Annotated in this window: 10 protein-coding genes; 7 read left to right on the forward strand and 3 right to left on the reverse strand. The window is 37.3% G+C overall.

The window, feature by feature from the left end; genetic code table 11:
• Positions 1-32 precede the first annotated feature (32 nt).
• Both glgP and G7050_RS14990 read left to right on the forward strand, forming a co-directional pair.
• Positions 33-4,280 carry an alpha-glucan family phosphorylase gene (gene glgP, locus G7050_RS14985; RefSeq protein ID WP_166116876.1) on the forward strand — a complete coding sequence of 1,416 codons (4,248 nt, stop codon included), beginning with the start codon at positions 33-35 and terminating at the stop codon, positions 4,278-4,280.
• A 216-nt stretch (positions 4,281-4,496) separates the two neighbouring features.
• Positions 4,497-6,470 carry an alpha-amylase family glycosyl hydrolase gene (locus G7050_RS14990; RefSeq protein WP_166116878.1) on the forward strand — a complete coding sequence of 658 codons (1,974 nt, stop codon included), beginning with the start codon at positions 4,497-4,499 and terminating at the stop codon, positions 6,468-6,470.
• An 87-nt stretch (positions 6,471-6,557) separates the two neighbouring features.
• On the opposite strand, the gene G7050_RS14995 is transcribed toward G7050_RS14990, so the two are convergent.
• From G7050_RS14995 to G7050_RS15005, 3 genes are all read right to left on the reverse strand, one after another.
• Positions 6,558-8,759 carry a glycoside hydrolase family 3 C-terminal domain-containing protein gene (locus G7050_RS14995; protein WP_166116880.1) on the reverse strand — a complete coding sequence of 734 codons (2,202 nt, stop codon included), beginning with the start codon at positions 8,757-8,759 and terminating at the stop codon, positions 6,558-6,560.
• Positions 8,760-8,920: 161 nt separating this feature from the next.
• The gene (locus G7050_RS15000) at positions 8,921-11,281 is read right to left on the reverse strand and encodes a glycoside hydrolase N-terminal domain-containing protein (protein WP_166116882.1); all 2,361 of its coding nucleotides are present in this window, start codon (positions 11,279-11,281) and stop codon (positions 8,921-8,923) included.
• Positions 11,282-11,462: 181 nt separating this feature from the next.
• Complete coding sequence (locus tag G7050_RS15005; RefSeq protein ID WP_166116884.1) at positions 11,463-15,590, reverse strand: two-component regulator propeller domain-containing protein; 4,128 nt, start codon at positions 15,588-15,590, stop codon at positions 11,463-11,465.
• Positions 15,591-15,800: 210 nt separating this feature from the next.
• On the opposite strand from G7050_RS15005, the gene G7050_RS15010 reads away from it, so the two are divergent.
• From G7050_RS15010 to G7050_RS15030, 5 genes are all read left to right on the forward strand, one after another.
• Positions 15,801-18,629 (forward strand): TIM-barrel domain-containing protein, encoded by a 2,829-nt coding sequence (locus tag G7050_RS15010; RefSeq protein WP_166116886.1) that lies wholly within the window; start codon positions 15,801-15,803, stop codon positions 18,627-18,629.
• A gap of 44 nt (positions 18,630-18,673) precedes the next feature.
• Positions 18,674-21,853 (forward strand): TonB-dependent receptor, encoded by a 3,180-nt coding sequence (locus tag G7050_RS15015; protein ID WP_166116888.1) that lies wholly within the window; start codon positions 18,674-18,676, stop codon positions 21,851-21,853.
• 12 nt (positions 21,854-21,865) lie between these two features.
• Positions 21,866-23,488 (forward strand): RagB/SusD family nutrient uptake outer membrane protein, encoded by a 1,623-nt coding sequence (locus tag G7050_RS15020; protein ID WP_166116890.1) that lies wholly within the window; start codon positions 21,866-21,868, stop codon positions 23,486-23,488.
• Positions 23,489-23,527: 39 nt separating this feature from the next.
• Positions 23,528-24,886, forward strand: coding sequence for a hypothetical protein (locus G7050_RS15025; RefSeq protein ID WP_166116892.1), 1,359 nt, complete (start codon positions 23,528-23,530; stop codon positions 24,884-24,886).
• A 106-nt stretch (positions 24,887-24,992) separates the two neighbouring features.
• Positions 24,993-26,465, forward strand: a complete 1,473-nt coding sequence (locus tag G7050_RS15030) for a cellulase family glycosylhydrolase (protein WP_166116895.1) — start codon at positions 24,993-24,995, stop codon at positions 26,463-26,465.
• Positions 26,466-26,473: the final 8 nt, after the last annotated feature.

The following is a 26,473-nucleotide window of genomic DNA, read 5'->3' on the forward strand; positions in this document are numbered from 1 at the left end:
CGAATTTATATTAGTGTATTAATAATAATTTTATGCAAAACGAAAAACTACTAACACCCGATTATCTATTTGAAGTAAGCTGGGAAGTTTGTAACAAAGTGGGCGGTATACATACCGTTATTGCAACTAAAGTTCCAACATTAGAAAAGGTATTAAGAAAACCTCACATTCTGATTGGACCGGATGTTGTAAAGGAGAACGAATCTAATCCTGAGTTTAAAGAGGATCCCTTTTTATTAAAATCGTGGAGAGCCAGAGCTGCAAATGACGGACTACGGATTCGTATCGGTCGATGGAATATCGCAGAAAGACCTATTGCTATTTTAGTCGATTTTACTCCGTTTTTCTCTCAGAAAGATGATATTCTTGGATTCATGTGGGAGAAATACAAATTGGATTCTCTTTCCGGACAATGGGATTATATTGAACCTGCATTATTTGGTTATGCAGCCGGAAAAGTTATCGAGAGTTACGTAAAATACCATTGCTCGCCAAGTGATAAGATTATTGCACAATTTCATGAGTGGATGACCGGTACAGGATTATTATATCTGAAATCGGCAGTTCCCCAAATAGGATGTGCATTTACTACTCATGCAACAGCATTGGGTAGATGTATTGCTGGTAATAATTTACCTCTTTATGATAGCTTGAAGACTTATAATCCTGATAATATTGCACATAATTTTAATGTGACAGCAAAGCAGTCATTAGAGAAAATTGCAGCACAACAAGCTGATGCTTTTACAACTGTAAGTGATATTACAGCAAAAGAATGCGAACAGTTTCTTGGAAAACCAGTTGATCTGGTTACACCCAACGGATTTCAGGATTTTATAACGAATGAAGAAGAGTTTGCTAAGAAGCAAAAAGATGGTCGTAAAAAACTGATAACTGCTGCAGAAGCAATTATAGCTCAGAAAATCGATAGTAATGCTTTATTGATTGGAATTAGCGGGCGTTATGAATATAAAAACAAAGGGATAGATGTATTTATAGAAGCTCTGGGTAAGTTGAATAAGAACGATGCTTTAAACAGAGAAGTAGTTGGTTTTATACTTGTTCCTGCCGGACATCATGGTCCATCAAAAGCATTGTTACAAAACCTGCATAGTACAGAGCCGATCTCACCTCTTGCAAATCCTTATTTGACACATGAATTGAACGATGAAAATTATGATCCTGTATTAAATGCTGTAAGACGTAACGAACTTTATAATACAAACAATGATAAGGTTAAAATATTCTTTGTTCCTTCATATTTGAATGGTAATGATGGAATATTTGATGTTCCTTATTATGATTTGCTGGCAGGGCTCGATTTATCGTTATTCCCTTCATACTATGAGCCATGGGGCTATACTCCATTAGAGAGTGTTGCTTTTAAAGTTCCAACTATTACGACTACATTAGCGGGATTTGGATTATGGGTAAAAACTCATTTCAAGGGAGAACGTCCGGGTATTGCTGTCATTGATCGGACAGATACAAATGATGCTGAGGTAATAGACCATATCGAAGCTCATGTAATTCGTCATGCTAAAAATAGTGATGCAGACAGTAAAGCTGCTAAACAAAATGCATATGAGATATCTAAAATTGCCCTTTGGGATAATTTGATAACTTATTATATGCAAGCTTATAGCACTGCACTTGAGAAAGTTGCAGAACGCTATACTGAGAGTGATTTTATTATAGAAGAACCACAAAATAATTATATTCCACAAATGTCACAACATACTTCACCTAACTGGTTTAACGTTATTGTACACCGTAATGTACCTAAAAAACTTCATGCTCTGGAAGAACTTGCTAATAACCTTTGGTGGTGTTGGAATCAGGATGCAAAAGATTTGTTTGAATCATTAGACCCTGTTGCATGGAAAAAAGTATACTATAATCCTATTGTATTATTAGATACAATAAGCCTTCAACGTTATCAGGAATTAGAAAATGATGAAGAATTTGTAGCAAAATTAGCTGCTGTACACAATCATTTTAAAACATACATGAATAATAAGAGCGATTTGAGCGAAGCTTCAGTTGCTTACTTCTGTATGGAATATGGTTTACATAGTTCTTTGAAGATTTATTCGGGAGGATTAGGTATTCTTGCCGGTGATTATCTGAAAGAAGCCAGCGATAAGGGTGTACGTATGACAGGTATCGGTCTGTTGTATCGCTATGGTTATTTTACTCAACGTTTGTCGACATCAGGTGAGCAGGAAAATATTTACGAAGCTCAGTTATTTGATAAAATACCGGTATCGGCAGTACGTGACGAAGAAGGTAATTGGGTTACCATAAAAATAGCATTGCCCGGACGCGATTTACATGCACGTGTTTGGAAAGTAAATGTGGGGCGTGTTGAGCTATTCTTAATGGATACTGACATTGAGGACAATTTACCGGAAGATCGTTCGGTTACACACCATTTGTATGGTGGTGATTGGGAAAACAGATTAAAGCAAGAACTTCTATTAGGTGTTGGAGGTATCAGATTGCTTGATAAAATAAATCGAAACTTTGATGTTTATCACTGTAACGAAGGACATGCAGCTTTCACAGGACTGGAGCGTATACACAAATTGATGGTTAATAGAAAGCTATCGTTTGAGGAAGCCAGAGAGGCAATCCGTTCTTCGTCGCTTTTCACGACTCATACACCTGTACCTGCAGGACATGATGCCTTTGAAGAGGGATTGTTACGTAAATATATATCACATTACCCGGAACGTTTCCAAATCAGTTGGGAGCAAGTAATGGGACTAGGACGTGTACATGCAAATGATTCTCAGGAGAAATTCTCAATGAGTAATCTGGCTGTGCATCTTTCTCAGGAAGTGAATGGTGTAAGCTGGTTACATGGAAAAGTTTCACAGGAAATGTTTAAAGATATGTTCCCCGGTTATCTGGCTCAAGAGTCTTATATCAGCTATGTAACCAATGGAGTGCATTATCCTACATGGGCTGCTCCCGAGTGGAAAGCGTTGTATGAGCGTGTGTTTGGTGCAGATTTTGCAACACATCATTATGATAAATCTTGTTTCTCTAACATTCAGGATGTTGAAAATAAAGAAATATGGGATATCCGTCGCAAATTGCGTGGTGCTATGATTGCTCATATTAAGGAACGTATGAATAGCAACAATGAACTGTTGTATTATACTCCTCGTGAGATTGTAGAGATTGTAGAAAGATTAGATCCTAATAAATTGACATTTGGTTTTGCAAGACGTTTTGCGACTTACAAACGTGCTCAATTGTTATTTAAGAATATTGATACATTAAATGAGATAGTAAACCATCCGACAAGACCTGTTCAGTTTATATTTGCCGGAAAGGCTCACCCTGCTGATAAAGCAGGCCAGGATTTGATCAAGAAGATTGTTGAAGTATCTAAATATCCTCAGTTCTTAGGTAAAATCTTATTTATTGAGAATTATGATATGGAATTGGCTTCTAAATTGGTTCAAGGGGTTGATATTTGGTTGAATACTCCGACTCGTCCTATGGAAGCATCGGGTACAAGTGGTGAAAAAGCCGTGATGAATGGTGTTATGCACTTTAGTGTACTTGATGGATGGTGGGTTGAAGGTTATCAAAAAGATGCAGGTTGGGCATTGCCTTTAGAGCAGGTTTATGAAAACAACGACTACCAAAATGAGTTGGATGCTGAGATAATCTATAATACGATTGAGAATGAAATAGCTCCATTGTATTATCAACAAAATGAAGAGGGTATTCCTTCAGAATGGATACAGCATGTGAAAAATTCGATTGACAAGGTTGCTTCTAACTTTACGATGAACCGTCAGCTGACTGATTATGAAGATCGATTTTATAATAAGTTAAGTAAACGTGGACGTGAAATCAGAGAGAATGATTATGCAATGGCAAAAGATATTGTCACATGGAAACACAAAATGTCCAGAGAGTGGGATGGTGTTGAAATTATTTCCGTAAAAATGCCAAGTGTTTACAAAGAGCCTATTGTATTGGGACAGGAGTATGAAATGGAAATAAAACTTACTTGCGGTTCACTATCTGCTGAAGATATAGGTGTTGAACTGGTTATTACTAATGACCAAACGGGTAAAGGTGAAGAATTCTTGATTAAATATCAATTTACTTGTGTATCTCAGGATGGCAGCATTGCAACTTACCGTTTGAAACATAGAAGCGAGCAACCCGGAACATTCAATATGGGACTTCGTGTCTTTGCTAAAAATGACATGCTGGCATATCAACAAGATTCAGGTTTGGTAAAGTGGATGTAAAACTTTTATGGTCCTGAATAAATCTTAGAAAGGACTGTAAATTCTAATAATTATATGGCTATTTTGTATTCCAATTTAGCCATATAATGTTTAATGCAATGACTCATTAGAAAAGTAAAAGTATTGAATGAATTCTTTTGATATTTGCAAAGACTATAGTTATTATACTCAGACGAAATGGTAAACAGGTCTGAGACCTTAATATCTGACATTATAATGAAAACTTCAATATATGGTGATAGCGGACTCGAAAAATATCGGTCTACTATTTTATGCAGACATGAAAAATATCAGTTAAAAATGGCTGAACTTACAAGTGGTTCAGAACTGAGTGATGCAGCCAACGGATATTTGTTTTATGGATTACATGCATACTCCGATAAATGGGTATTGCGTGAGTGGGCTCCGAATGCTACTGCCGTTTATTTGATGGGTGATTTCAATCATTGGCAAAAAGATGATTTGAGATACGTTTTCCGTCCTAAGCCCGGTGGAAATTGGGAACTGGAATTACCCCTTGACGTTTTACGGCATGGTATGCTGTATAAGTTATGGGTAAAATGGGAAGATGGGGCAGGAGAGCGTATACCTGCTTACGTAAGACGAGTGGTGCAGGATGATGTTAGTAAAATATTCTCGGCTCAGGTGTGGCAGCCCGAACCTTATATATGGAAGAATAATCAGCCTAAAGGAGAGGTAGCTCCCATTATTTATGAGGCTCATATCGGAATGTCCGGTGAAGAAGAGAATGTTGCGACATACAATCATTTCAGAGAGAAAATATTGCCTTATATTGCTGATATGGGATACAATACCATACAATTAATGGCAATTCAGGAACATCCTTATTATGGATCTTTTGGTTACCAGGTTTCTAATTTTTTTGCACCAAGTTCGCGCTTCGGTACACCCGAAGAGTTGAAAGAACTGATAGATACAGCTCATAAACTAAATATAAGGGTTGTATTGGATATTGTACATTCACATGCCGTAATTAATGAAGCCGATGGTTTGAGCCGTTTTGACGGAACTTTTGATCTTTATTTTCATTCAGGAGAGCGAGGAATACATTCTGTATGGAATTCCCGATGTTTTGATTATGGTAAGAGTGAAGTTTTAGCTTTCCTTTTATCGAACTGTAAATATTGGTTAGAAGAATTTAAATTCGATGGTTTCAGGTTCGATGGTGTTACCAGTATGATGTATTACGATCATGGTATTGGTCGTGATTTTATGGATTATTCGATGTATTATGACGGTAATCAGGATGATGATGCAATTGTTTATCTAACGATGGCAAACAAGCTTATTCATGAGGTAAATCCACAAGCATTTACCATCGCCGAGGATATTAGCGGTATGCCGGGACTTGCTTCACCGATCGGAAATATGGGTATAGGATTCGACTATCGTATGGCAATGGGTATTGCAGACTTTTGGGTCAAGATACTTAAAAATAAGAAAGATGAAGAGTGGCATGTGGGAGATATGTTCTATGAGTTGACCAATAAACGCAACGAAGAAAAGACAATCAGTTATGTCGAAAGTCACGATCAGGCAATGGTAGGAGATAAAACACTTATTTTCAATCTCCTTGATAGTTTGATGTATACAGATATGAATGTTTTTGAACGCAATTCTAAGGTTGACAGAGGTTTGGCTCTTCATAAAATGATTCGACTGGCTACTCTTGCCACTGCCGGAAACGGATACCTTACTTTTATGGGTAATGAATTCGGCCATCCCGAGTGGATTGATTTTCCGAGAGAGGGTAACGATTGGTCTTATAGGTATGCCCGTCGTCAGTGGTCTTTGCTGACTGATACAAATCTGAGGTATCGTTTTTTAGCCGAGTTTGAAAAAGAAATGTTAGGCTTAATAAATAAGCAGGACATATTTTCGTTTCGACCTTTTGCTATCATTCAGAGTACAGCAGATCAGGTATTGATATTTAAGCGTAATAATTTAATATTTCTCTTTAATTTCAATCCGACAAAATCGTTTACTGATTACGGTTTTGAGGTAGATAAAGGTCAATACAAAATTGTTCTAAACTCTGATGACTCAGAATTTGATGGTTTCGATAGGGTAGACGATAATTACGATTATTCGACTCTAAGCATAGAAGGAAAAGATGTATTAAAAGTATATATTCCTGCACGTACTGCTTTTGTCTTGGAGAAGAAATAAAATTACTTTACAGATATACAAATAAAATAAGGTAGCCTTTTACGACTACCTTATTTTATTATAGTTGATAGGTTAAATACACTTGCTTTATTTTATCTTCACTGCTACTGAACTTTTCACATCTGCAGAAGATGCCGCACAATGCAAAGTGAATTGATCTGATTCTACAGTCCAGTTATGTGTCTTATCATCAAAGAAAGCTAAGTCTTTAACAGGAACAGCTAATTCTACTGTTTGAGTTTCTCCTGCTTTTAGGAATACTTTCTTGAATGCTTTCAGTTCTTTTTCTGGACGCTCTACAGATGGTTTTGCTTGAGAAGCATATACCTGTACCGACTCTGCACCATCTACTTTTCCTTTGTTCGTTACTGTAAACGATACTTTTATAGTTTCATCTTTACCGTATTCTTTTTTATCCGTATTGGCTTTTCCATATTCGAATGTAGTATATGAAAGACCATAACCAAAAGGAAATAGAGCAGGTATCTTTTTTGTGTCGTGCCAACGGTAACCTACGAGAATATCTTCTTTATAGATTTGCTTGATACTGTCTCCCGGATAAGAGATTGTTCCGAAAGACATAGCACCGTTATCTTCCAATTTCTTAGGTATACTGTAAGGCAATTTACCAGATGGATTAATATCACCTGAAATAACATTTGCTGTAGCACTACCTGCCTCCGAACCTAAATACCACGATTGCATAAGGGCAGGAACTTTATCTAACCAAGGCATCGAAACAGCATTACCACTGACAAGTATTATACCTAAGTTTTTATTTACTTTTAATAGATCATCAATCAGTTCGTTTTGTCCGAAAGGTAAATCGTAAGTGATTCGGTCTGCACCCTCGCAATCTTGCTGGAAATTTTTATTCAATCCACCGAAAAATAGAATTACATCTGCCCCTTTAGCTAAGGCTAGAGCTTCTCTTTTTAATGAATCTGCATTGTATGGTGATGGTACAAAGTTATCATATACCGTAGGTCCTGAACCATATCCCATTGTATACGCAACATTATTCTCACCGTATTTCGCTTTAAGACCTTCTAGCGGAGATATCTCTTGCTTAACTTTCAATTCCGAGGAACCTCCACCTACTGTTAACGAGCGGGTAGCATTTTCGCCGATTACAACAATTTTCTTGTATCTGTTCTGACCAATGGGAAAGAAGTTCTTTTCATTTTTCATCAGTACGATACCTTGTTCAGCCACTTTACGTGCTACATCTGCATGTTCTTGAGTTGCAAAACTTCCATAAGGACGATTACGATTCATATTGGTTCTGAAATTCAGACGAAGCACCCTTTTTACTTTCTCATCCAAAGATGATTCGGGAAGTTCTCCTTTTCTGATCATTTCTAAATAAGGCTGAGCCATAAAATAATTGTCATAAGCGAAACTTTCGCCCCATGTCAATCCATTTGTCCAGCTCCCCATTTCTATATCCAGGCCATTCAGAGCCGCTTCTTTGGTATCGTGGGCACTTCCCCAGTCGGTAACAAGTACGCCGTCAAAACCCCACTCACCTTTGAGTATTTTATTGACAAGTCTTTCGTTATGGCTACAGTATTGTCCTCTGAACTTATTATATGATCCCATAATAGCCCATACCTTTCCCTCTTGAACTCCGGCTTTAAAAGCAGGCAGATATATTTCATATAATGCTCTGTCGCTTACTTCTACATCAATATGACCACGCCAAAGCTCTTGATTGTTAAGGGCAAAGTGTTTCATACAAGCGGCAACTCCGTTTTGTTGTACCCCTTGTATAAAGGGGACTACCATTTTAGATGCCAAGTACGGATCTTCCCCTAGATATTCGAAATTACGTCCATTCATTGGTGTACGGTAGATATTTACACCGGGACCAAGTATAATATCTTTCTTTCTGAAACGTGCTTCTTCTCCTAAAGCATTTCCATATTCAAGAGAAAGCTCCGGATTAAAGGTTGCAGCAAGACATGTTAAAGCCGGAAATGCGGTACATGAGTCGTTTGTCCAACCTGCATGATTCCATGTATCCCAATCTATCTCCATACGAACGCCATGAGGGCCATCACTCATCCATATTTCGGGAATACCTAAACGGCGACATCCGGGAGTACTGAATTTTGATTGTGCATGTATCATGGCAATCTTTTCTTCGAGAGTCATCTTTGACAATGCATCATTTACTCTTGCTTCAATAGGTTTACTTTCATCCAGATATACAGGAACCGATTTGGTTTGTGCCTGAGTCTGCAAAGTAAATAAAGCAAGAAGACTACAGAAAAACAGTTTTTTCATATTCTTTTATTTGATTTTAGATTTAAATAATCAATGATAATTAATGTTACATTGCCTTGTAGGGGCAGGGCTTTGCTCTGCCCGAAAACGATAAGATTTGATAGAGGGTAGGGTAGAACCCTACCCCTACAACATACGACAGTAAATTTATCTTGTATTACTTATTTGATTTGTATTGTGATTCGTTCTTTCTTCTTTAATTTGAAATTTAATTTTCCTTCTTGAATAGTATAATCTTTTATCCCATTGATCAGAGGTTCTCCTTCTGGTAGTTTCAACGTGAAAGAGTTGGGGATATCGGACTTTATTTCGATAGAACTAATAGATCCATTCTTCCATGAGAATGTTACTTCTGCTCCACCTCTAACTTTTAGTCCTTTTACAGATCCAGCTTTCCATTCTGTCGGAATAGCAGGTAAAAGTTCGATATAGCCTGCATGACTTTGTAGAAGCATTTCAATAATTCCTGCCGAACCTCCGAAATTGCCATCAATTTGCATTGGTGGATGGGCACTGAACAGGTTAGGGTAGGTGCCTCTTCCCTTTCCGGCGGGTTTAAGAAGATCACCGATTAATTTATAGGCTCTGTTTCCGTCTTTTAGTCTGGCCCAGAAGTTTATTTTCCAAGCCATAGACCAGCCTGTTGATTCATCTCCTCTCCGTTCTAAAGTCATTTTTGCTGCCTCCATTAATTGTGGAGAGGTTGCGTCGTTTAATTCGTATCCAGGATACAATCCGTATAACTGAGATACATGGCGGTGATGTATTTCTACTTCATCGTAATCTTCCAACCATTCCATGATTTGACCATGTTTGCCAATGGAGGTAGGAGCTAATCGTTCTTTCTTTACTTCTATTGTTTCAATCCAATCTTGATCGACGTTTAATAGCTTGGCAGCCTCTGATACGTTTGTGAACAGTTCTCTGATAATTTGGTTGTCCATTGTTGATCCTGCACTGATGCTGACAGCTTCTTTTTGGGATGTAAAGTAGCTGTTCTCGGGCGATGTTGTAGGAGCCGTTACCAGATAGCCATTGTTAGGATCTTCAATCAACATATCTTCGAAAAATAGAGCTGCCCCTTTCATAGTTGGATAGACTGATTTTAGGTATTCTAAATCTTGAGTATATAAATAATGTTCCCATAGATGTTGGCATAACCAAGCTCCTGCAGTATTAGTTGCTCCCCACGATGGACTCTCGGATGGAGATGTGAAGCCCCAAACATTGCCCAGAATATGTGTAACCCATCCTCTGCTGTTGTAGTAAATGCGAGCTGTTTTCTGCCCCGGTTCAACAAGACTTTTGGTATATTCAATCAAGGGGAGGTGTAATTCCGAAAGGTTGCCGGCCTCGGCACCCCACAGATTCATCTGTAAGTTGATATTCAAATGATAATCGGCATTCCAAGGAGGTATTATTTGTGGAGCCCACAACCCTTGCAGGTTAGGGGGAAGACCTCCCGTACGAGTCGATGAAATAAGCAAATAACGTCCGTATTGCATATATAGTGCAACCAGATCGTGATCACTTTTATCAGTAGCAAATGCTTCTAATCTTTTATTGATAGGAAGATCTGAATTCTTGTTTTTACTCAGAGTTAAATCAACACGATTAAATAATTGTTGGTACTTTGATATATGATTTTTCTTTAGTGTTGAATAATCGGCATCTATTTTTTCTATCAGTTTTGCAGCCTCTTCTTTTTCGTTTTCATTGTTATAGTTTGTGGCTAAAGAGACCAATAAAATAACCTCATCTGCATTTTGTATTTGTATATTTTTATTTCCTGTAACTAATGTTCCTCCTTTTGGGATAACTTTTACTTGTCCGAAATATTTCATTCCGTCGTTTTTTACATTATCCGTCATTTGTCCGTAAATAGATAATGTATTGCCTTGAACTGAGACCTCATAATTTTCTTCTCTATTGAGCGAAATTGTCAGATTAAGGGCTTTTGCCTTGCTTGCCGTATACTTGATAACACCGATATCATCCGAAAATGAGGTGAAATATTCCCGGTTGTATACGATGTCTCCTTTGCGAAAGGACGTTGTAGACAGTGCATTGTTTATATCCAAAGTCCTCTTGTAATCGATTATTGAGTCTGATTTATCGGGGTATAGAAAATCAATTTGCAGATTGCCGAAATTCTGAAAACTGCCGTATGCCGAAATATCGGCACTCCCTTTACCTAAGCAAGTAAAGGTTTTATACATCAGATCTTGTGCTTCTTTATTCTTATTTTCGAAAAGAAGTTTCCTTATTTCACCTAAATGCTTATAGGCTTCGGGATTATCGGCATCTTGCTTATTGCCTGACCATAAGGATATCTCGTTTAATACGATTCGTTCTTTCTCTACACCTCCCCAAGGCATCATTCCTATACGTCCGTTACCAAGAGGAATAGATTCTTCCCAAATGGAGGCAGGGTTTTCAAAGTAATATTGCCAAGTATTCTGTGCAGAGATAGATAAGGTGATACATAGAGATAAGATAATGGAGGACGTTATTTTCTTCATGGTTATAGGTTTCTTGATATAATGTATTCGGCAAAGCCGATAAAAAGGTCTGAGACCTTAACTATACAAAGTTATTGTTTAATTAGTATACTGTCTTCTAAAAGTGTTTCCGTTCAGGGTATTTCATTCATCAATATGGGGGGGATTTGCTTACTAAATAGTGCTGATATGTTTCTTGAGGCTAATTTATAAACCTTTTTTTATATTCGTTGGGTGTTACACCGAATTCGTCTTTAAAGTACTTCCTAAAGTATTTGGGGTCGTTAAAGCCTACCTGAAATGCGATTTCGTTGACAAACATTTGGCTTTTTTCTAATAGATTGGCTGCACGTTTCAGTCTTATAAAACGAATGAACTCCGATGGTGATTTATCGGTCAATGCCAATATCTTTTTATAAAAGTAGACGCGGCTCATAGCCATTTCCCGACATAAATCTTCCACCAGAAAATCGGCATTACTTATATTCTCTTCGACAATGGAGATTGCTTTTTTTACAAACTTTTCGTCCATTGTCATTATTTCTATTTCGGTCGGATTTACTTCTATTTTCTTCTTGAAGTTATGCTGATTTTTCTTTTGACGTTCTATTATTTTTGAGATTTTCAGTGTCAACATATCTATGTTAAATGGTTTTGAAATATAATCATCTGCCCCGGCTTCTATTCCCGAATATTGGTTTTCTTCGGACGATTTTGCTGTAAGAAGTATTATCGGAATATGAGAAGTTCGGATATCTGCTTTTATAATACGACAGAGTTCGTACCCATCCATCTTGGGCATCATTACATCACATAAAATAATATCAGGCAATTGATCTAATATTATTTGAGATGCTTCTTCTCCATCATTTGCTGTAATTACCCGATATGATTTTATGAATAAGCTTTGGATAAATTCTCTAAAATCTTCATTATCATCTACAATTAATAATAGCGGCAGATTTAAATCTTTGGAGGGGGTAGAAGATTTGTTTTCAATTGGTTCAGGTATTTCAGAAGTCTCAGTACTTCCCGAATAAATAATATCCTGACTTTTAGATTCTTTATAACTCGAGTTGTCTATCGGTATCAACACTGTAAATGTAGAGCCTTTGCCGACAGTACTTTCCACTGAAATTTCGCCGTTGTGCAGTTTCACATATTCACTGACTAAATGTAATCCGACTCCGGTTCCAGTTTGGTTTATCTTTTGAGATTGTTCAATGCGAAAAAAACGATCGAATATTTTTTCTAAATACTTTTCTTCAATACCTATGCCTGTATCGGATACTTTAATGCAAAGTTGTTTTTTTGCATCTTTTTGAACCTCTTCAGTAATACCTATACTTACATCTATATGTCCTTCTTCAGTGTACTTGAAAGCATTGGAAATAAGGTTAATTACGATTTTACTCATTTTCTCGGGATCGAAGCTCATCTGAAGTTCTTTGAGATAAGTTGTAAATGTAAATTTGATAGGTTTGTCGGCAGCCAAAGAGGAGAAAGACTGACAGATATCTTTTACTATTGGTATTATATCGCCTGTAGAGAGGCTCAGATTCATTTTATTTAAGTCTAACTTCCTGAAATCGAGAATTTCATTTACCATGTTGAGAAGGCTTAAAGCATTTTTACGCATAATTGTCAATAATGTTTTTTGCTCTTCAGTATATGGCTCTTTTAAAAGTTTCTCAAGAGGAGTTAGTATAAGCGTTATGGGTGTTTTAAACTCATGGCTGATATTTGTGAAAAATCTGAACTTCAATTCATCAACTTCATGAATTTTATCGGCCTCCATTATCTTTTGTGCCTGTTTAAACTCATGCTTTTGTTTATTGAGCTTATATATGATGAAGAATCTCAAAAATATTATGAGAATAATAAAATAGATGAAAAATGCCCACCATGTAAGCCAGAATGGTGGTTTTACTATAATTTTCATTACTAGTGGTGTGTCACTCCAAACCCCGTCGTTGTTACCTGCATATATTATCAACTTGTAAGTACCCGAATTTAGATTTGAATAAGATGCTGCTCCGATTCCATTTTTAACCTCTATCCAATCCGTGTCTAAGCCTTCCAGCATATATTTGTAGTGATTCTTTTCGGGGTGTATATAGTTTAGAGCCGAGAAAAGAAGAGTGAAATTAGTCTCTTTGTAGTTAAGTGTAATCTCACTCAGGTAAGTAATTGATTTAGTAATAATAACTCTGCCATTATATTTTTCATTGGGCTTTATGGGTTGATTTGCAATTAGTAATTCAGTAAATCGAGGCTTGGGAATATACTCATTAAAAACAATATTATTGGGGTCAAAGCTTATATATCCGTTTGTACTTCCCACGTATATCATTCCCGTTTTGTCTTTAAATATTGCATTCTGATTGCAAATAGAACTGGGAAGCCCATCTTTTACATCAAAATAAGTAATTGAATAGTTCAAGATGCCATTTGTCAATCCACAATGAATACAAGCTAATCCGTTGCGGGTACCCACCCAAATATTATTATTGTTGTCTTCGATAAGCGATACAGTCTCGTCGCTGGGAAGCCCTTCTTTAGTTGTAATATATGTGATTTGATTATTGGAGGGATCATATATATTGAGTCCATTATCTGTAGCTATCCACGTTAAATTTCTCGAATCTACCAATATATTGTTCGTTAAGATGTCCGAAAGAGAATCTTGCTTTGTTTGTTCTTTGAAATATGGAGTTATTTGCTGTGTTTTATTGTCTATAATATTAATGCCTCTATCGGTGCTTAAAAAAATATTCTTATTTATATCAGTATATACCGAAAGTATGTAATCGGAATGTAGCTGGGGGGTATTTGCGACTGTATGCCTTTCGAATTTGGTCCGCGACGGGTTTAATTTGCTAACTCCTCCTCCTAAAGTGCCAATCCAAAGGTTATTATCTATATCCTCGGCAAGCCCGTATACGCTTTTACCTGATATTGAATTTGAATCAGTCTCATTAATCTGATATCGTGTAAAATTTTTACCATCGAAAGAGTTGAGACCTCCCAGAAATGTTCCTATCCATAATTTCTTGGAATGATCTTCTAATAGAGACGTAATTATATCAGCAGATATACTTTGGGGATTGTTGGCGTTATAATTGAATGTTTCGATGGTTTGCTTTTCTTCATTGTATTTGATAAGCCCTCTGCCATTTGTACCTATCCAGAGATTGTTGTTATCATCCTTGTATAAGCTGTTACAATCAAAAGTATCGGAGTCTTCTTTAAAGTGATAAAATAGAGGTGACTTTTTGAACTTGAACATATTGGGGTGGTAATAAGATACTCCCTTTTTGTATGTACCTATCCATACAATGCCATCGTTGTCACAAAAAATACTAATAATTGAATTCTGGCTTATTGAATTACTGTTGTAAATATTATTACGCAATACCGTAATCTTTTTTTGTTTCTTATCAAACAGGTTTAATCCTCCATGGTCTGTGCCTATCCAGATCAAGCCTTTGTTATCCTGATCCATGCATCTGAAGAAGTTACTCGAAAGAGCTATTTCTGAATCTTTATTCAGGAAAACCCATTTGTTGGCTTTTGTATCATAGTAAGCACTGCCTTTATCGGCAACTCCAGGGTAAACCCAGACGTCATTGTCGGCATCTACAAATAACGATTTTTGAATAGTGGAATTCTGCAAGTTATCCTTGAAGAATGTATTACGAATATCTACTAAATTGGTTTTTTCATTGAATCTCTCTATTAAACCATCTCTATAAAGAGCCCAAATGTATTGGTTAGATACTCTAAAATCAATAATTTCTCCCGGACTAAAAGTTTGCCCTTGCTTCGATTGATTGAATATGACATATTTTCCGGTCTCTATGTTGTACTTGTATATTCCTTTGCCTTTATAATAGATATAGAAATTTTTATTTGCATCTATCTCGACAATGGAAGGAGAGGCAGGCAATCCCATTTTTGAAACTACCGAATCTATATTCTGAATAAAACTCTCAGTCTTAAAATCGTATACAACATAATTCATTTCTCCGACCTGTAACCATAATCTCCCTTCGCTATCTTCCTGAATATTGGTAATTCTATTAAAGGGAATACTTGTAAGATCGTTTCGGTTATGTTTATATATTTTGAAATTGAGACCATCGTATCGGTTCAAGCCTTGGTTGGTTCCAAACCACATAAATCCACGACTATCTTTGAAAATGCATTCCACTTGATTGTTGGACAATCCATCGCTATTATCCAGATGTGAAAAGTCGAATGATTGTGCATAAATAATACTTACTGCACTATTTAGTATGAGTAATAGTAATGAAATAATTGTTCTCATGAAGATTTGGCTAACATTGATTCTTTCTCTAACAAATTTAGATAAATTATGTAATTCCAAAGGTTTTATTACAAATTTAGCCTCACTATAGAAACATATGCACCCCTACTTTGTTCAGGATCACCTTCTTTTCAGAACATTTAAACAGAACTTTAGTTATAGCATGGTATACATTTGTATTGTTACTAAAATCTAAAAATATAATTGACCATGAAGAAGCATCTATTATTAATAATGGTGTTATTACCTGCTCTGTTCTTCAGTTGTAATGATTCTTATGAGAAAACTCAGGATGGAATTATTGTAAACCTGAAGAATGATTCGACTAATGCAACGAAACACATCCGATTGCAAGTTATTACAGACGATATTATTCGTGTAAGTGCAACCCCAAAGAACAGTTTCTCGGATAGGGAAAGTCTTATTAGTGTTTATGATAAAACACAGACATCGGGCTGGGAAGTGATCGAGCAAAAAGACGAACTATTATTAAAGACTGCTACAACAATAGCCAAAATATCTCTGAAAACAGGAGAGATAACCTTTACTGATTTACAGGGAAATATTCTTTTATCAGAGAATAAAGGTGGCGGAAAGTCATTTAAAGACATAGAGGTCGAAGGTAAAAAAGCGTATACTCTACGCCAGATGTTCGAATCGTCCGATGACGAGGCTTTCTATGGACTTGGACAACATCAATCCGATGAATTTAACTACAAGGGAAAAAATGAAGTATTGTTTCAATATAATACTAAGGTATCTGTTCCTTTTATTGTATCCTCCAAAAACTACGGTATTCTGTGGGATAATTATTCCTTAACCAAATTTGGAGATCCCAGAGATTATGAAAATCTGGATCAATTTAAATTGTTCGATAAAAATGGAAAAGAAGGGGGGCTTACTGCTACTTATATGGAAAGTAACGATCCTAAACATATATTTATAGAACGCACTGAAAGTACAATAGATTATGAAAATCTGGAAACGGTAAAGAATTTCCCGAAAGATTTTCCATTCAATAATTCAAGAATTACATGGGAAGGAGAATTCGAAGCTAAAGAATCGGGTATTCACCGATTTATACTGTATTATGCAGGTTATACCAAAGTATATATTGATGATGAGTTAGTTGTTCCCGAAAGGTGGCGTACAGCATGGAATCCGAACAGCTACAAATTTGCTGTTGATTTAAAAGCCGGAGAAAAACACAAAATAAAATTAGACTGGAAACCCGACGGCGGTATATCGTATATAAGTCTTAAAGCTTTAGATTCAAAGAACGAGAAAGATCAAAACAAGCTATCTCTTTGGTCGGAAATGGGTGACGAGATCGATTATTATTTCATCAGAGGAAACAATATGGATGAAGTAATAAAAGGGTATCGTACGGTTACAGGAAAATCGCAGATTATGCCTAAATGGGCAATGGGTTTCTGGCAAAGTCGCGAACGCTACAAAACACAGGAAGAATTGCTAAATGCCGTAAAAGAATATCGTAAGAGAGAGATTCCACTTGATAATATTGTTTTAGACTGGTCTTACTGGCCTCAGGATGCATGGGGAAGCCACGATTTTGATTCTGCTCGTTTTCCTGATCCTAAAGGGATGATTGATAGTGTACATACAATGGATGCCCGTATTATGATATCGGTATGGCCTAAATTTTATTATACAACCGACAATTATAAAGCTTTTGACGAAAAGGGCTGGATGTATAACCGTGCCGTGAAAGACAGTATCAGAGATTGGATAGGGAAGGGTTATATAGCCGGATTTTACGATGCTTACAGCGAGGGTGCCCGTAAATTGTTTTGGGATCAGATGAACGAAAAACTTTACTCGAAAGGTATTGATGCTTGGTGGATGGATGCTTCTGAACCCGATATTTTATCGAATGCAAGTATGAAATACCGCAAGGAGTTGAGTACACCTACGGCTTTAGGTTCATCAACGGAGTATTTTAATGCATATGCTTTGGTGAATGCCATGGCTATTTATAACGGACAACGTTCGGTTAATCCAGATAATCGTGTATTTCTTTTGACCCGTTCGGGATTTGCAGGCTTACAACGTTATTCGACAGCAACTTGGAGTGGCGATATTGGTACTCGTTGGGAAGATATGAAAGCACAGATTTCGGCAGGGCTTAATTTTGCCATGTCTGGTATTCCTTACTGGACGATGGATATCGGTGGATTTTGTGTTGAGAAACGTTACGAGCAAGCCAAAGAAGGTTCGGAGGATTTAAACGAATGGCGTGAGTTGAATACACGTTGGTTTCAATTTGGAGCATTTTGTCCGTTGTTCCGCAGTCACGGACAATATCCATACCGCGAGATTTATAACATTGCTCCCGAAAATCATCCGGCATACAAAAGCATGGTATATTATGATAAGCTTCGTTACCGTTTGATGCCTTACATATATTCTCTTGCCGGAATGACGCACTTCGATGATTATACGATTATGCGTGCTCTGATAATGGATTTTGGTACAGATTCGAAAACTTACAATATCGACGATCAGTATATGTTTGGACCCGACCTGATGGTATGCCCCGTATATACTTACAAAACGACTTCACGTGATGTCTACTTTCCTGAAAATAGCAATTGGTATGATTTTGAAACAGGCAGATATATAACAGGAGGTAAAACAGAGAAGGTTTCTGCTCCGTACGAACGTATTCCGTTGTTTGTCCGAGAAGGGGCTATTCTTCCCTTCGGTAAGGATATTCAGAATACAAAGCAATCTCAGGCAGATAATATTAAATTGAAAATATACTCAGGTAAAGACGGTGAATTTACAATTTATGAAGATGAAGGTGTAAACTATAATTATGAAAAGGGACAATTTGCTAAAATCAAAATTAACTATGACGAGAAAACCAAAACCGTAACTATTGCAGACATTCAGGGCAGTTACGCCGAAATGCCTGCGACCCGAACTTTCGAAATCGAATTAATAACTAAAGACAATAAAAATCAAACTCCTAAAATCGTAGAATACTCAGGTAAGAAGTTATCTGTAACCATGTAAAGTTAGTAATGAAAAAACATTAATTTCTTAAAATTTTAATAACCATGAATAAGCAATTAAAACGATTAATTAACCAATCCTCTAACATAGGCCTGTTAAGGTTATGTTTGACGATTATACTAAGCTTTGGATTGTTAGCTGGTCTGCATGCTCAGAATACGCAGGAAGTTTCGGGGGTTGTTTCCAGTAAAGGAGAACCCCTGGTGGGAGCTTCGGTCGTTGAAAGAGGAACTACCAACGGAACAATTACCGATCTGGATGGTAAGTTTACAATAAGGGTTGGCAATAATGCTTCTTTAGTAGTAACTTATCTGGGATATACTACTAAAACAGTAGCAGTAGGTAATCAAAAGCAGATAAATATAGAATTGGAAGAAGATAACAATGTACTTGATGAAGTCGTTGCAATCGGATACGGTATCCAAAAGAAAAAACTGAATACCGGTGCTACAGTTCAGGTCAAAGGTGATGACTTGATGAAGTTGAATACCACAAATGCACTTCAGGCTTTGCAAGGACAAACTCCGGGAGTACAGATATCATCTACTTCGGGACAACCCGGTGCCGATCTCAAAGTAACCATTCGTGGTTTAGGTACCGTAGGCAACGCTAAGCCTCTTTATATCATAGATGGTATTGAAGGTGATATTACAGTGCTCAATCCTGCCGATATCCAATCGATAGATGTACTTAAAGATGCTGCATCGGCAGCAATTTTCGGAGCACAGGCTGCCAATGGGGTAGTGTTGGTAACTACCAAACAAGGAGTCAAAGGCAAAGGACAGGTGTCGTTTGATGCTTTTTACGGTATGCAAAATGTACCTCGTAAAACTAAAATGTTAAATGCCGAATCGTATAAAGTGATAATGAACGAGCAGGCAATTAATTCGGGATCTTCACAATACGATTTTGGTGCTATGGGGGAACTTGCCAATACTGATTGGATCAGCCAGATGTTCAAAGACAATGCAAAGATCGAAAATTATGCATTGATGGTAAACGGAGGTTCCGAAACATCGGTTTACTCTCTCGGCTTGAATTATACTTCGCAGGAAGGTATTGTTGGTGGAAGTAAAGTGTCTAATTACGAACGCTATGGCTTTCGTATCAATACAGAACATAAACTATATAACAATGTATTGAAGATTGGTCAACATCTGAACTTTAATTATATAAAAAACAGAGGTGTAAATGTAGGAAACCAGTACAACAATACATTGAGAGGAGCCTTTGCTACTTCGCCGTTATCTCCCGTATTCAGCGATAATAATATATACGACAGTCCGTTTAACGATACCAGCAATTCTCTTTGGTACAAAGGAGACGGTAATCCTTACGGTTGGATGATGACCAACAGTAATAATAGTAATGACGGTCAGAAACTAATGGCTGATGTATATGCCGAACTCGAACCTATAAAGAACCTGAAAATCAGATCTGTTTTCGGTATCAATTATTATGCATCGGAATATAGAAGCTTTACACCCTTGTATCAGTTTTCAATTTACTCATACAATAACGACCATTCGACAGTAAATCAGAACATGAGTAAAGGACATACACTGACCTCGATGAATACAGCAGGTTATGATTTTACTATCGATGAAAACCATGCTTTCAATGCTTTAGTCGGTATGGAAGCTGTTCGTTATCAAGGTACTTATTTATCGGGATCAAACTGGAATCTACTATCTCAGTTCAATGATTTTTCGCATGCTTATTTAGATAATACTACCGGACAGGCACATCTGGATGATGACGGGAATGTAGTGGAAACCAAAACCGTAGGTGGTAAACCCGAAAATGTATATAGCCGCTTATCGTATTTTACTCGTTTAGGATATAACTATGCCGAAAAGTATATGTTTAATGCTACACTTCGTGCCGATGGGTCATCGAAATTTGCAAAAGGAAACCGTTGGGGATATTTCCCTTCCTTTTCTGCAGGATGGCTTATCTCGAATGAACCTTTTATGGAAAATATAACTAAGAATTCGATACTTGATATGTTGAAATTCAGGGTGAGCTGGGGACAAGTCGGTAACCAGAATATTGACGACTTCCAATATTCGTCTCCTATCAATACATCAACAGGATACAGTAGCAGTAATCCGGCAGCATTCTATGTATTCGGTACAAGTAAATCAAATGTTCCGGGAGCTTATCCAAGCCGGTTATCTAATAAAGAGCTTACGTGGGAAACTTCGGAACAAACCAACATTGGTTTAGATGCACGCTTCTTGAAAGGTCGATTGGGAGTAACTACCGATTTTTATGTGAAAACAACTAAAGATTGGTTGGTTGTAGCTCCTATTTTGGCAACAGCCGGAGCAAATGCACCTTATATCAATGGTGGAGATGTGAAAAATACAGGATTTGAATTAGCCTTTGTCTGGAATGACAATGTTGGTAAATTTAATTACCATGCTGCATTAAATGGTGCTTATAATAAAAATAGAGTCGGAAATATTCCGACCGAAGATGGTATTATACACGGTGCTGTAAATATGCTTTATGACAATTCAGAAGAATTTTATCGTGCCGAAAATGGTCATGCAATAGGATACTTCTGGGGATACAAAACAGCAGGTCTTTTTCAGAACGAACAAGAAATTGCTGAATGGAAGGCAGCCGGTAACGGCATTCTTCAGACCGACGTAAAACCGGGAGATGTTAGATATTTGGATATCAACAAAGACGGTAAGATAGATGCAAAAGATAAAACCGATTTAGGTAACGGTATGCCCGACTTATCTTTTGGTTTTAACTTAGGTTTTGACTATAAGGGATTTGATTTTACGGTTAATGCAAATGGTGTACTCGGTAATAAAATTGTTCAATCGTATCGTAACCATGCCAATAAGCAGGCAAATTATACTACCGCCATACTGAATAGATGGACAGGTGAAGGTACTTCGAACAGAATACCTCGGGTAACAGAAACGAATGTGAACTGGCAATTTTCGGATTTATACATACAAGATGGCGATTTTCTGAGAATTAATGATATCATTTTGGGATACGACTTGTCATCACTTATCAAATGGAAATACATCAGTCAGTTACGAGTATATGCCTCTGTTCAAAATGCGATCACTTTTACCAAATACGATGGTATGGATCCCGAAATAGGTTATGGAACAAGCGATTGGGTGTCGGGTATCGATTTAGGATATTATCCTCGTCCGAGAACTTACTTGTTTGGTGTAAACGTTAAATTCTAAAAAATTAAAACTATGAATAAGTTTAAACTTAATATAATAGCGGCGATTGTAATGGGTATGGGATTACTATCGTCTTGTGCAGACAGTTTTTTAGATAGCGAATCTAAAACGACTGTTACAGATGGAAACTTTTATAGAACCGTTGCCGATGCTGAAATGGCTTTAATAGGATGTTATGATGGATTTCAGCGTACATCTGCGAATGGAAATCTTGCATTTTATGTAGCATCGGAGATACTTTCAGATAATTGCTTTGGTGGAACAGGGAATACAGACGCCCGTGCCTATCAGGCATTGGATAGATTTGATATCTCTCAATCTCCTTCCGATAATAACTTGTTTAATGGAACATGGAGCGATTACTATGCCGGAATTTTTCGTTGCAATACTCTTTTGCAAAAACTCGATGGTATTAGTTGGGGAAACAATACAACTGCACGTAAGAGAATCGAGGGAGAAACTCGTTTTCTTAGAGCGATTATGTATTTCGATTTAGTTCGTCTTTTCGAAAGAGTACCTCTGTTAACAGAGCCTACAACTGCCAATATACCCCAATCGGAACCGGCGGAAATTTATAAATTAATAGCCGGGGATCTTAAGTTTGCAGCCGAAAATATTCCATCGGATGCTTATCCTAAAGCTAAAGCCAGTGAGAATGACGGACGGGTAACTACCTATGCAGCCAAATCGATGTTGGCACGTGTATATTTATTTTATACAGGATATTATAAAGCCGATGACTTGGGAGTTTCACAATCCGAAATATTAGCCGGTCTCGAAGATGTTATAAACAGTAATGAGTACGATTTGGTTTCTACCTATAAATCTTTATGGCCTGCAGCAAGCTATATTCCTAATAAAAAAGATAATACACTTGACAGATCGGGCTATGCCGGAATGGGAAACATAGAAACCGTATTTACTCAAAAATTTAATAATACCAGCGATTATAACGGAAATATCGATGGCAACCGTTGGCTGGTAATGATGGGAATGCGTAATACCAACTGGTCACCATACGGAAAAGGGTGGGGAGCTTGTTCGGTAAATCCCAAGTTGGTAAATGCTTATTCGGATGCCGATCAACGTAAAACGGCTTCTGTGATCGACATCGTAGGCGAAGGTATTGCCAAAACATTTGATTTGAAAGACACACGCGAATATACAGGGTATTCGAATAAAAAATACACTCCGATAGCTTTACCCGATGGTACTTCGGATACGGGAGGCTCTAATGATTTTCAGATATCACAAGATCAGGATTTTATTGTAATCAGGTATGCGGATGTATTGCTGATGGCTGCCGAATTGGGTTCTCCCAAAGCTCAGTCTTATTACGATAAGGTTCGTAAACGTGCCGGATTGACAGCTAAAACGGTTTCGAAAGCCAATATAATCGAAGAACGCCGGTTGGAGTTTGCTTTCGAAGGAATAAGGTATTGGGATTTACTACGTCAGGGATTAGATGTTGCAGCGTCAACAATTGCACAGACTCAGAAAGTGAAAAGTGGCGCAGTAGATGATGAAGTGGTTATTACTGCCGAGAACATCAAAAAGACAAGAGGCTTTATGCAGATACCAAATACTCAGATCACTTTATCGAATGGTGTTCTGATTCAAAATTCCGGATGGTAATAATCAATATTTTTTAGTGTTACTTAATTTTGAAACGTTATGAAAAATATATATACATTGATATTCGCTGCTTTAAGCGTAATATTATTAGCCACATCGTGTTCTCCCGATGAACCCCAGCTAGGAGGCACTATATCGAAAGATCAGTTGAAGTTTAGCATTACGCAAAACCCCGATGATCCGAATATGGTTATTCTGGAGAGTTTAACCCCTAATGCTACTCCTTATTGGACAACGCCTTTAGGACGTTCGACCCGTGTAAAAGATACTGTAAGAATTGCTTTTCCGGGTACTTATACATTTACTTACGGAGTCCTTTCGGAGGGAGGAACTACTGATGCCGATCCGTTTGTTCTGACTCTTACTACTTCTAACCTGAGTTATGTGGACGATCCTCTATGGACTAATCTGACAGGTGGTGTGGGTAACGAAAAAGTATGGCGATTAGATTATGGAGCTTACGGACTTAATAGCGGACCTCTAACTTACTGTGCTCCATTAACCACATGGACGCAGTGGCAAGCAGGAACAGCCGAAATAGGGTGGGCTCCTTCGTGGAATGATAACCAATGGATTATTGAAGAAGCCGATAAAAACAGCCGTATGACATTTAGCCTGAAGGGGGGAGCTTATATGAAAACCCATAAAGTTACAGAAGGTGTTGATGAGTCGGGCACATTTTTTCTGGATGTAAACAATCATACGCTGACTACTACGGATGCGACTATTCTCCGTTCGAAAAACTTCATAGCCAATGCAACAAACTGGAACAAAGATTTGGTTGTGCTTTCTTTGACCGAAAACCAATTGATGGTTGGTGTTCGCAGGACTAATTCGGAAGGTGATTATTTGTATGTCTGGAATTTTGTATCGGATACATATGCCGAAAATTATGTTCCTGAAGAAACCGAAGACCCGAATTTTAATTTTGGTGATCAAACCGAAATATTGGCAGTCAACACATCTAAAACATGGGTGCTGGATACCCAAGTACCTTTCAATTGGGCTGATTTGAATGGTAAGCTCCTGAACGATTGGAATAGCAGGGCAGATATTATTGCTGCCGGTTGGACAGGTTATGATGATTCTTCGGTTGCAAATATTGATGGTTGTTCTATCACTTTTACGAAGGATGGCAAAGTAACTGTAAGGCAAGATAATGGAACCGAAACTCATGGAACTTATACAAATACTCAATCCACCAATACAATTACATTTAAAGATGTAACACCAACCTTCGTTATTGCAGGTTGGATAAGTGTTGCTACAACAGAAGAAAACCAATGGAAAATAGTAAAGGTTGAATCGGATGTTGCAGGTAGTGTTACAGGTATTTGGTTCGGTAAGAGAGATCCTGCGAAAGCTGAATATATGGTATTCCATTTTCTAAGTAAGTGATATAACCATGAGATAATTACTTCCGAATAATAAATTAAATATGGCTGCCTTATATCAACCAGAGTGACTATCGGAGGCAGCCATATTTAATAAATAACACTTATATATGAAAATATTCAGATTTTTTATACCCATTATAATGGTATTTTCTTTTTTACAAAGTTGCAGTGGATCAGACGATAATATAACCTCGGAAGATATAGTCCCTGTTTTGTCGGTTAGTTCTGCCACCGTGGCTTTTGATGCTTTACAGAGTACCAATACTATCGAAATTGCCAGCAATACGATCTGGAAAATCAACTATACATCTAATTGGTGCAGACCATCTATACAAACTACCAAAGGCAATGCTAAAGTTATTATAACGGCAGATGCCAATGATACAAACGAAGACCGCAGTACTACTTTTTCGGTATCTGCAGAGGGGCTTAGCGATGTTATTATTACAATTTCTCAAAAAGCAAAAGGTGCGGTTGTTGTTAAACCCGATTATATTGATCCCGATAAAACAGGCATGACCAGTGATGCTTTGACATTAGCCGGTAAGATGAAATTAGGCTGGAATCTTGGAAATACAATGGAAGCATGTGATGCTACAAGTGCTGGAGAAACAATGTGGGGTAATCCGATGACATCTAAAAAACTGATTGATGCTGTGAAAGCTGCCGGTTTTAATGTCGTTCGTATTCCTTGTGCATGGAGTGGTTATATTGAGGATGCGGCGACTTATAAAATAAAAGAATCGTGGTTGGCAAGAGTAAAAGAGGTTGTTGATTATTGTGTTGATAATGATATGTATGTTATTCTTAATATTCATTGGGATGGCGGATGGTTAGAAAATAATCCTACATACGATAAGCAAGAGGCAGTCAATATAAAGCAAAAAGCTTTATGGAAACAAATTTCAATTTATTTCCGTGATTATGATGAACATTTATTATTTGCAGGCACAAACGAAGTGCATAAGGATTATAATACTCCATCGACCGAAAATCTGACTGTTCAGATGTCATACAATCAAATTTTTGTAGATGCAGTACGTGCTACAGGAGGACGCAATACATGGCGAAATCTTATCGTGCAGGCTTATAATACAAACATAGACTATGCTGTAAGTTATCTGAAAATGCCTACGGATGGTACAAGTAAACGATTAATGTCGGAAGTTCATTTCTATGATCCATACGATTTTGCATTACAGGAAGACGGAGCATATAAAACTCAGTGGGGAAAACCTTTTGTAGGAGGAGATGTATCTGCATGGGGACAAGAAACCTGGGTGGATGAAGCTTTTGGTAAAATGAAAACAAATTTTGTTGATAAAGGTATTCCGGTAGTTTTAGGAGAGTATGGAGCTATTTTGAGGACATCGTTGTCAACCGATTTACAGGCTAAACATATCGAAGCTCGTAATTACTATCTGAACTATGTAACTAAGGCTGCAAAAAATAACGGTTTGATTCCTGTTTATTGGGATAACGGAAATACAGGAGATAAAGGCTTTGCTTTATTTAAAAGGAGTACTGCAGTGCAGGTGCATCCGGATGCTTTAAATGCCTTAGTGAGTGCTGTTAAGTAATACAATTA

Origin of the sequence: Dysgonomonas sp. HDW5A (assembly GCF_011299555.1) — a bacterium.
GTDB lineage: Bacteria > Bacteroidota > Bacteroidia > Bacteroidales > Dysgonomonadaceae > Dysgonomonas_A.

Bases quoted from the DNA above. Each gene is read 5' to 3' on its own strand.
- G7050_RS15025 (WP_166116892.1), top strand. From the start codon at position 23,528: ATGAAAAATATATATACATTGATATTCGCTGCTTTAAGCGTAATATTA.
- G7050_RS15015 (WP_166116888.1), top strand. From the start codon at position 18,674: ATGAATAAGCAATTAAAACGATTAATTAACCAATCCTCTAACATAGGC.
- G7050_RS15010 (WP_166116886.1), top strand. From the start codon at position 15,801: ATGAAGAAGCATCTATTATTAATAATGGTGTTATTACCTGCTCTGTTC.
- G7050_RS15030 (WP_166116895.1), top strand. From the start codon at position 24,993: ATGAAAATATTCAGATTTTTTATACCCATTATAATGGTATTTTCTTTT.
- G7050_RS14995 (WP_166116880.1), bottom strand. From the start codon at position 8,759: ATGAAAAAACTGTTTTTCTGTAGTCTTCTTGCTTTATTTACTTTGCAG.
- G7050_RS15000 (WP_166116882.1), bottom strand. From the start codon at position 11,281: ATGAAGAAAATAACGTCCTCCATTATCTTATCTCTATGTATCACCTTA.
- G7050_RS15020 (WP_166116890.1), top strand. From the start codon at position 21,866: ATGAATAAGTTTAAACTTAATATAATAGCGGCGATTGTAATGGGTATG.
- glgP (WP_166116876.1), top strand. From the start codon at position 33: ATGCAAAACGAAAAACTACTAACACCCGATTATCTATTTGAAGTAAGC.
- G7050_RS15005 (WP_166116884.1), bottom strand. From the start codon at position 15,590: ATGAGAACAATTATTTCATTACTATTACTCATACTAAATAGTGCAGTA.
- G7050_RS14990 (WP_166116878.1), top strand. From the start codon at position 4,497: ATGAAAACTTCAATATATGGTGATAGCGGACTCGAAAAATATCGGTCT.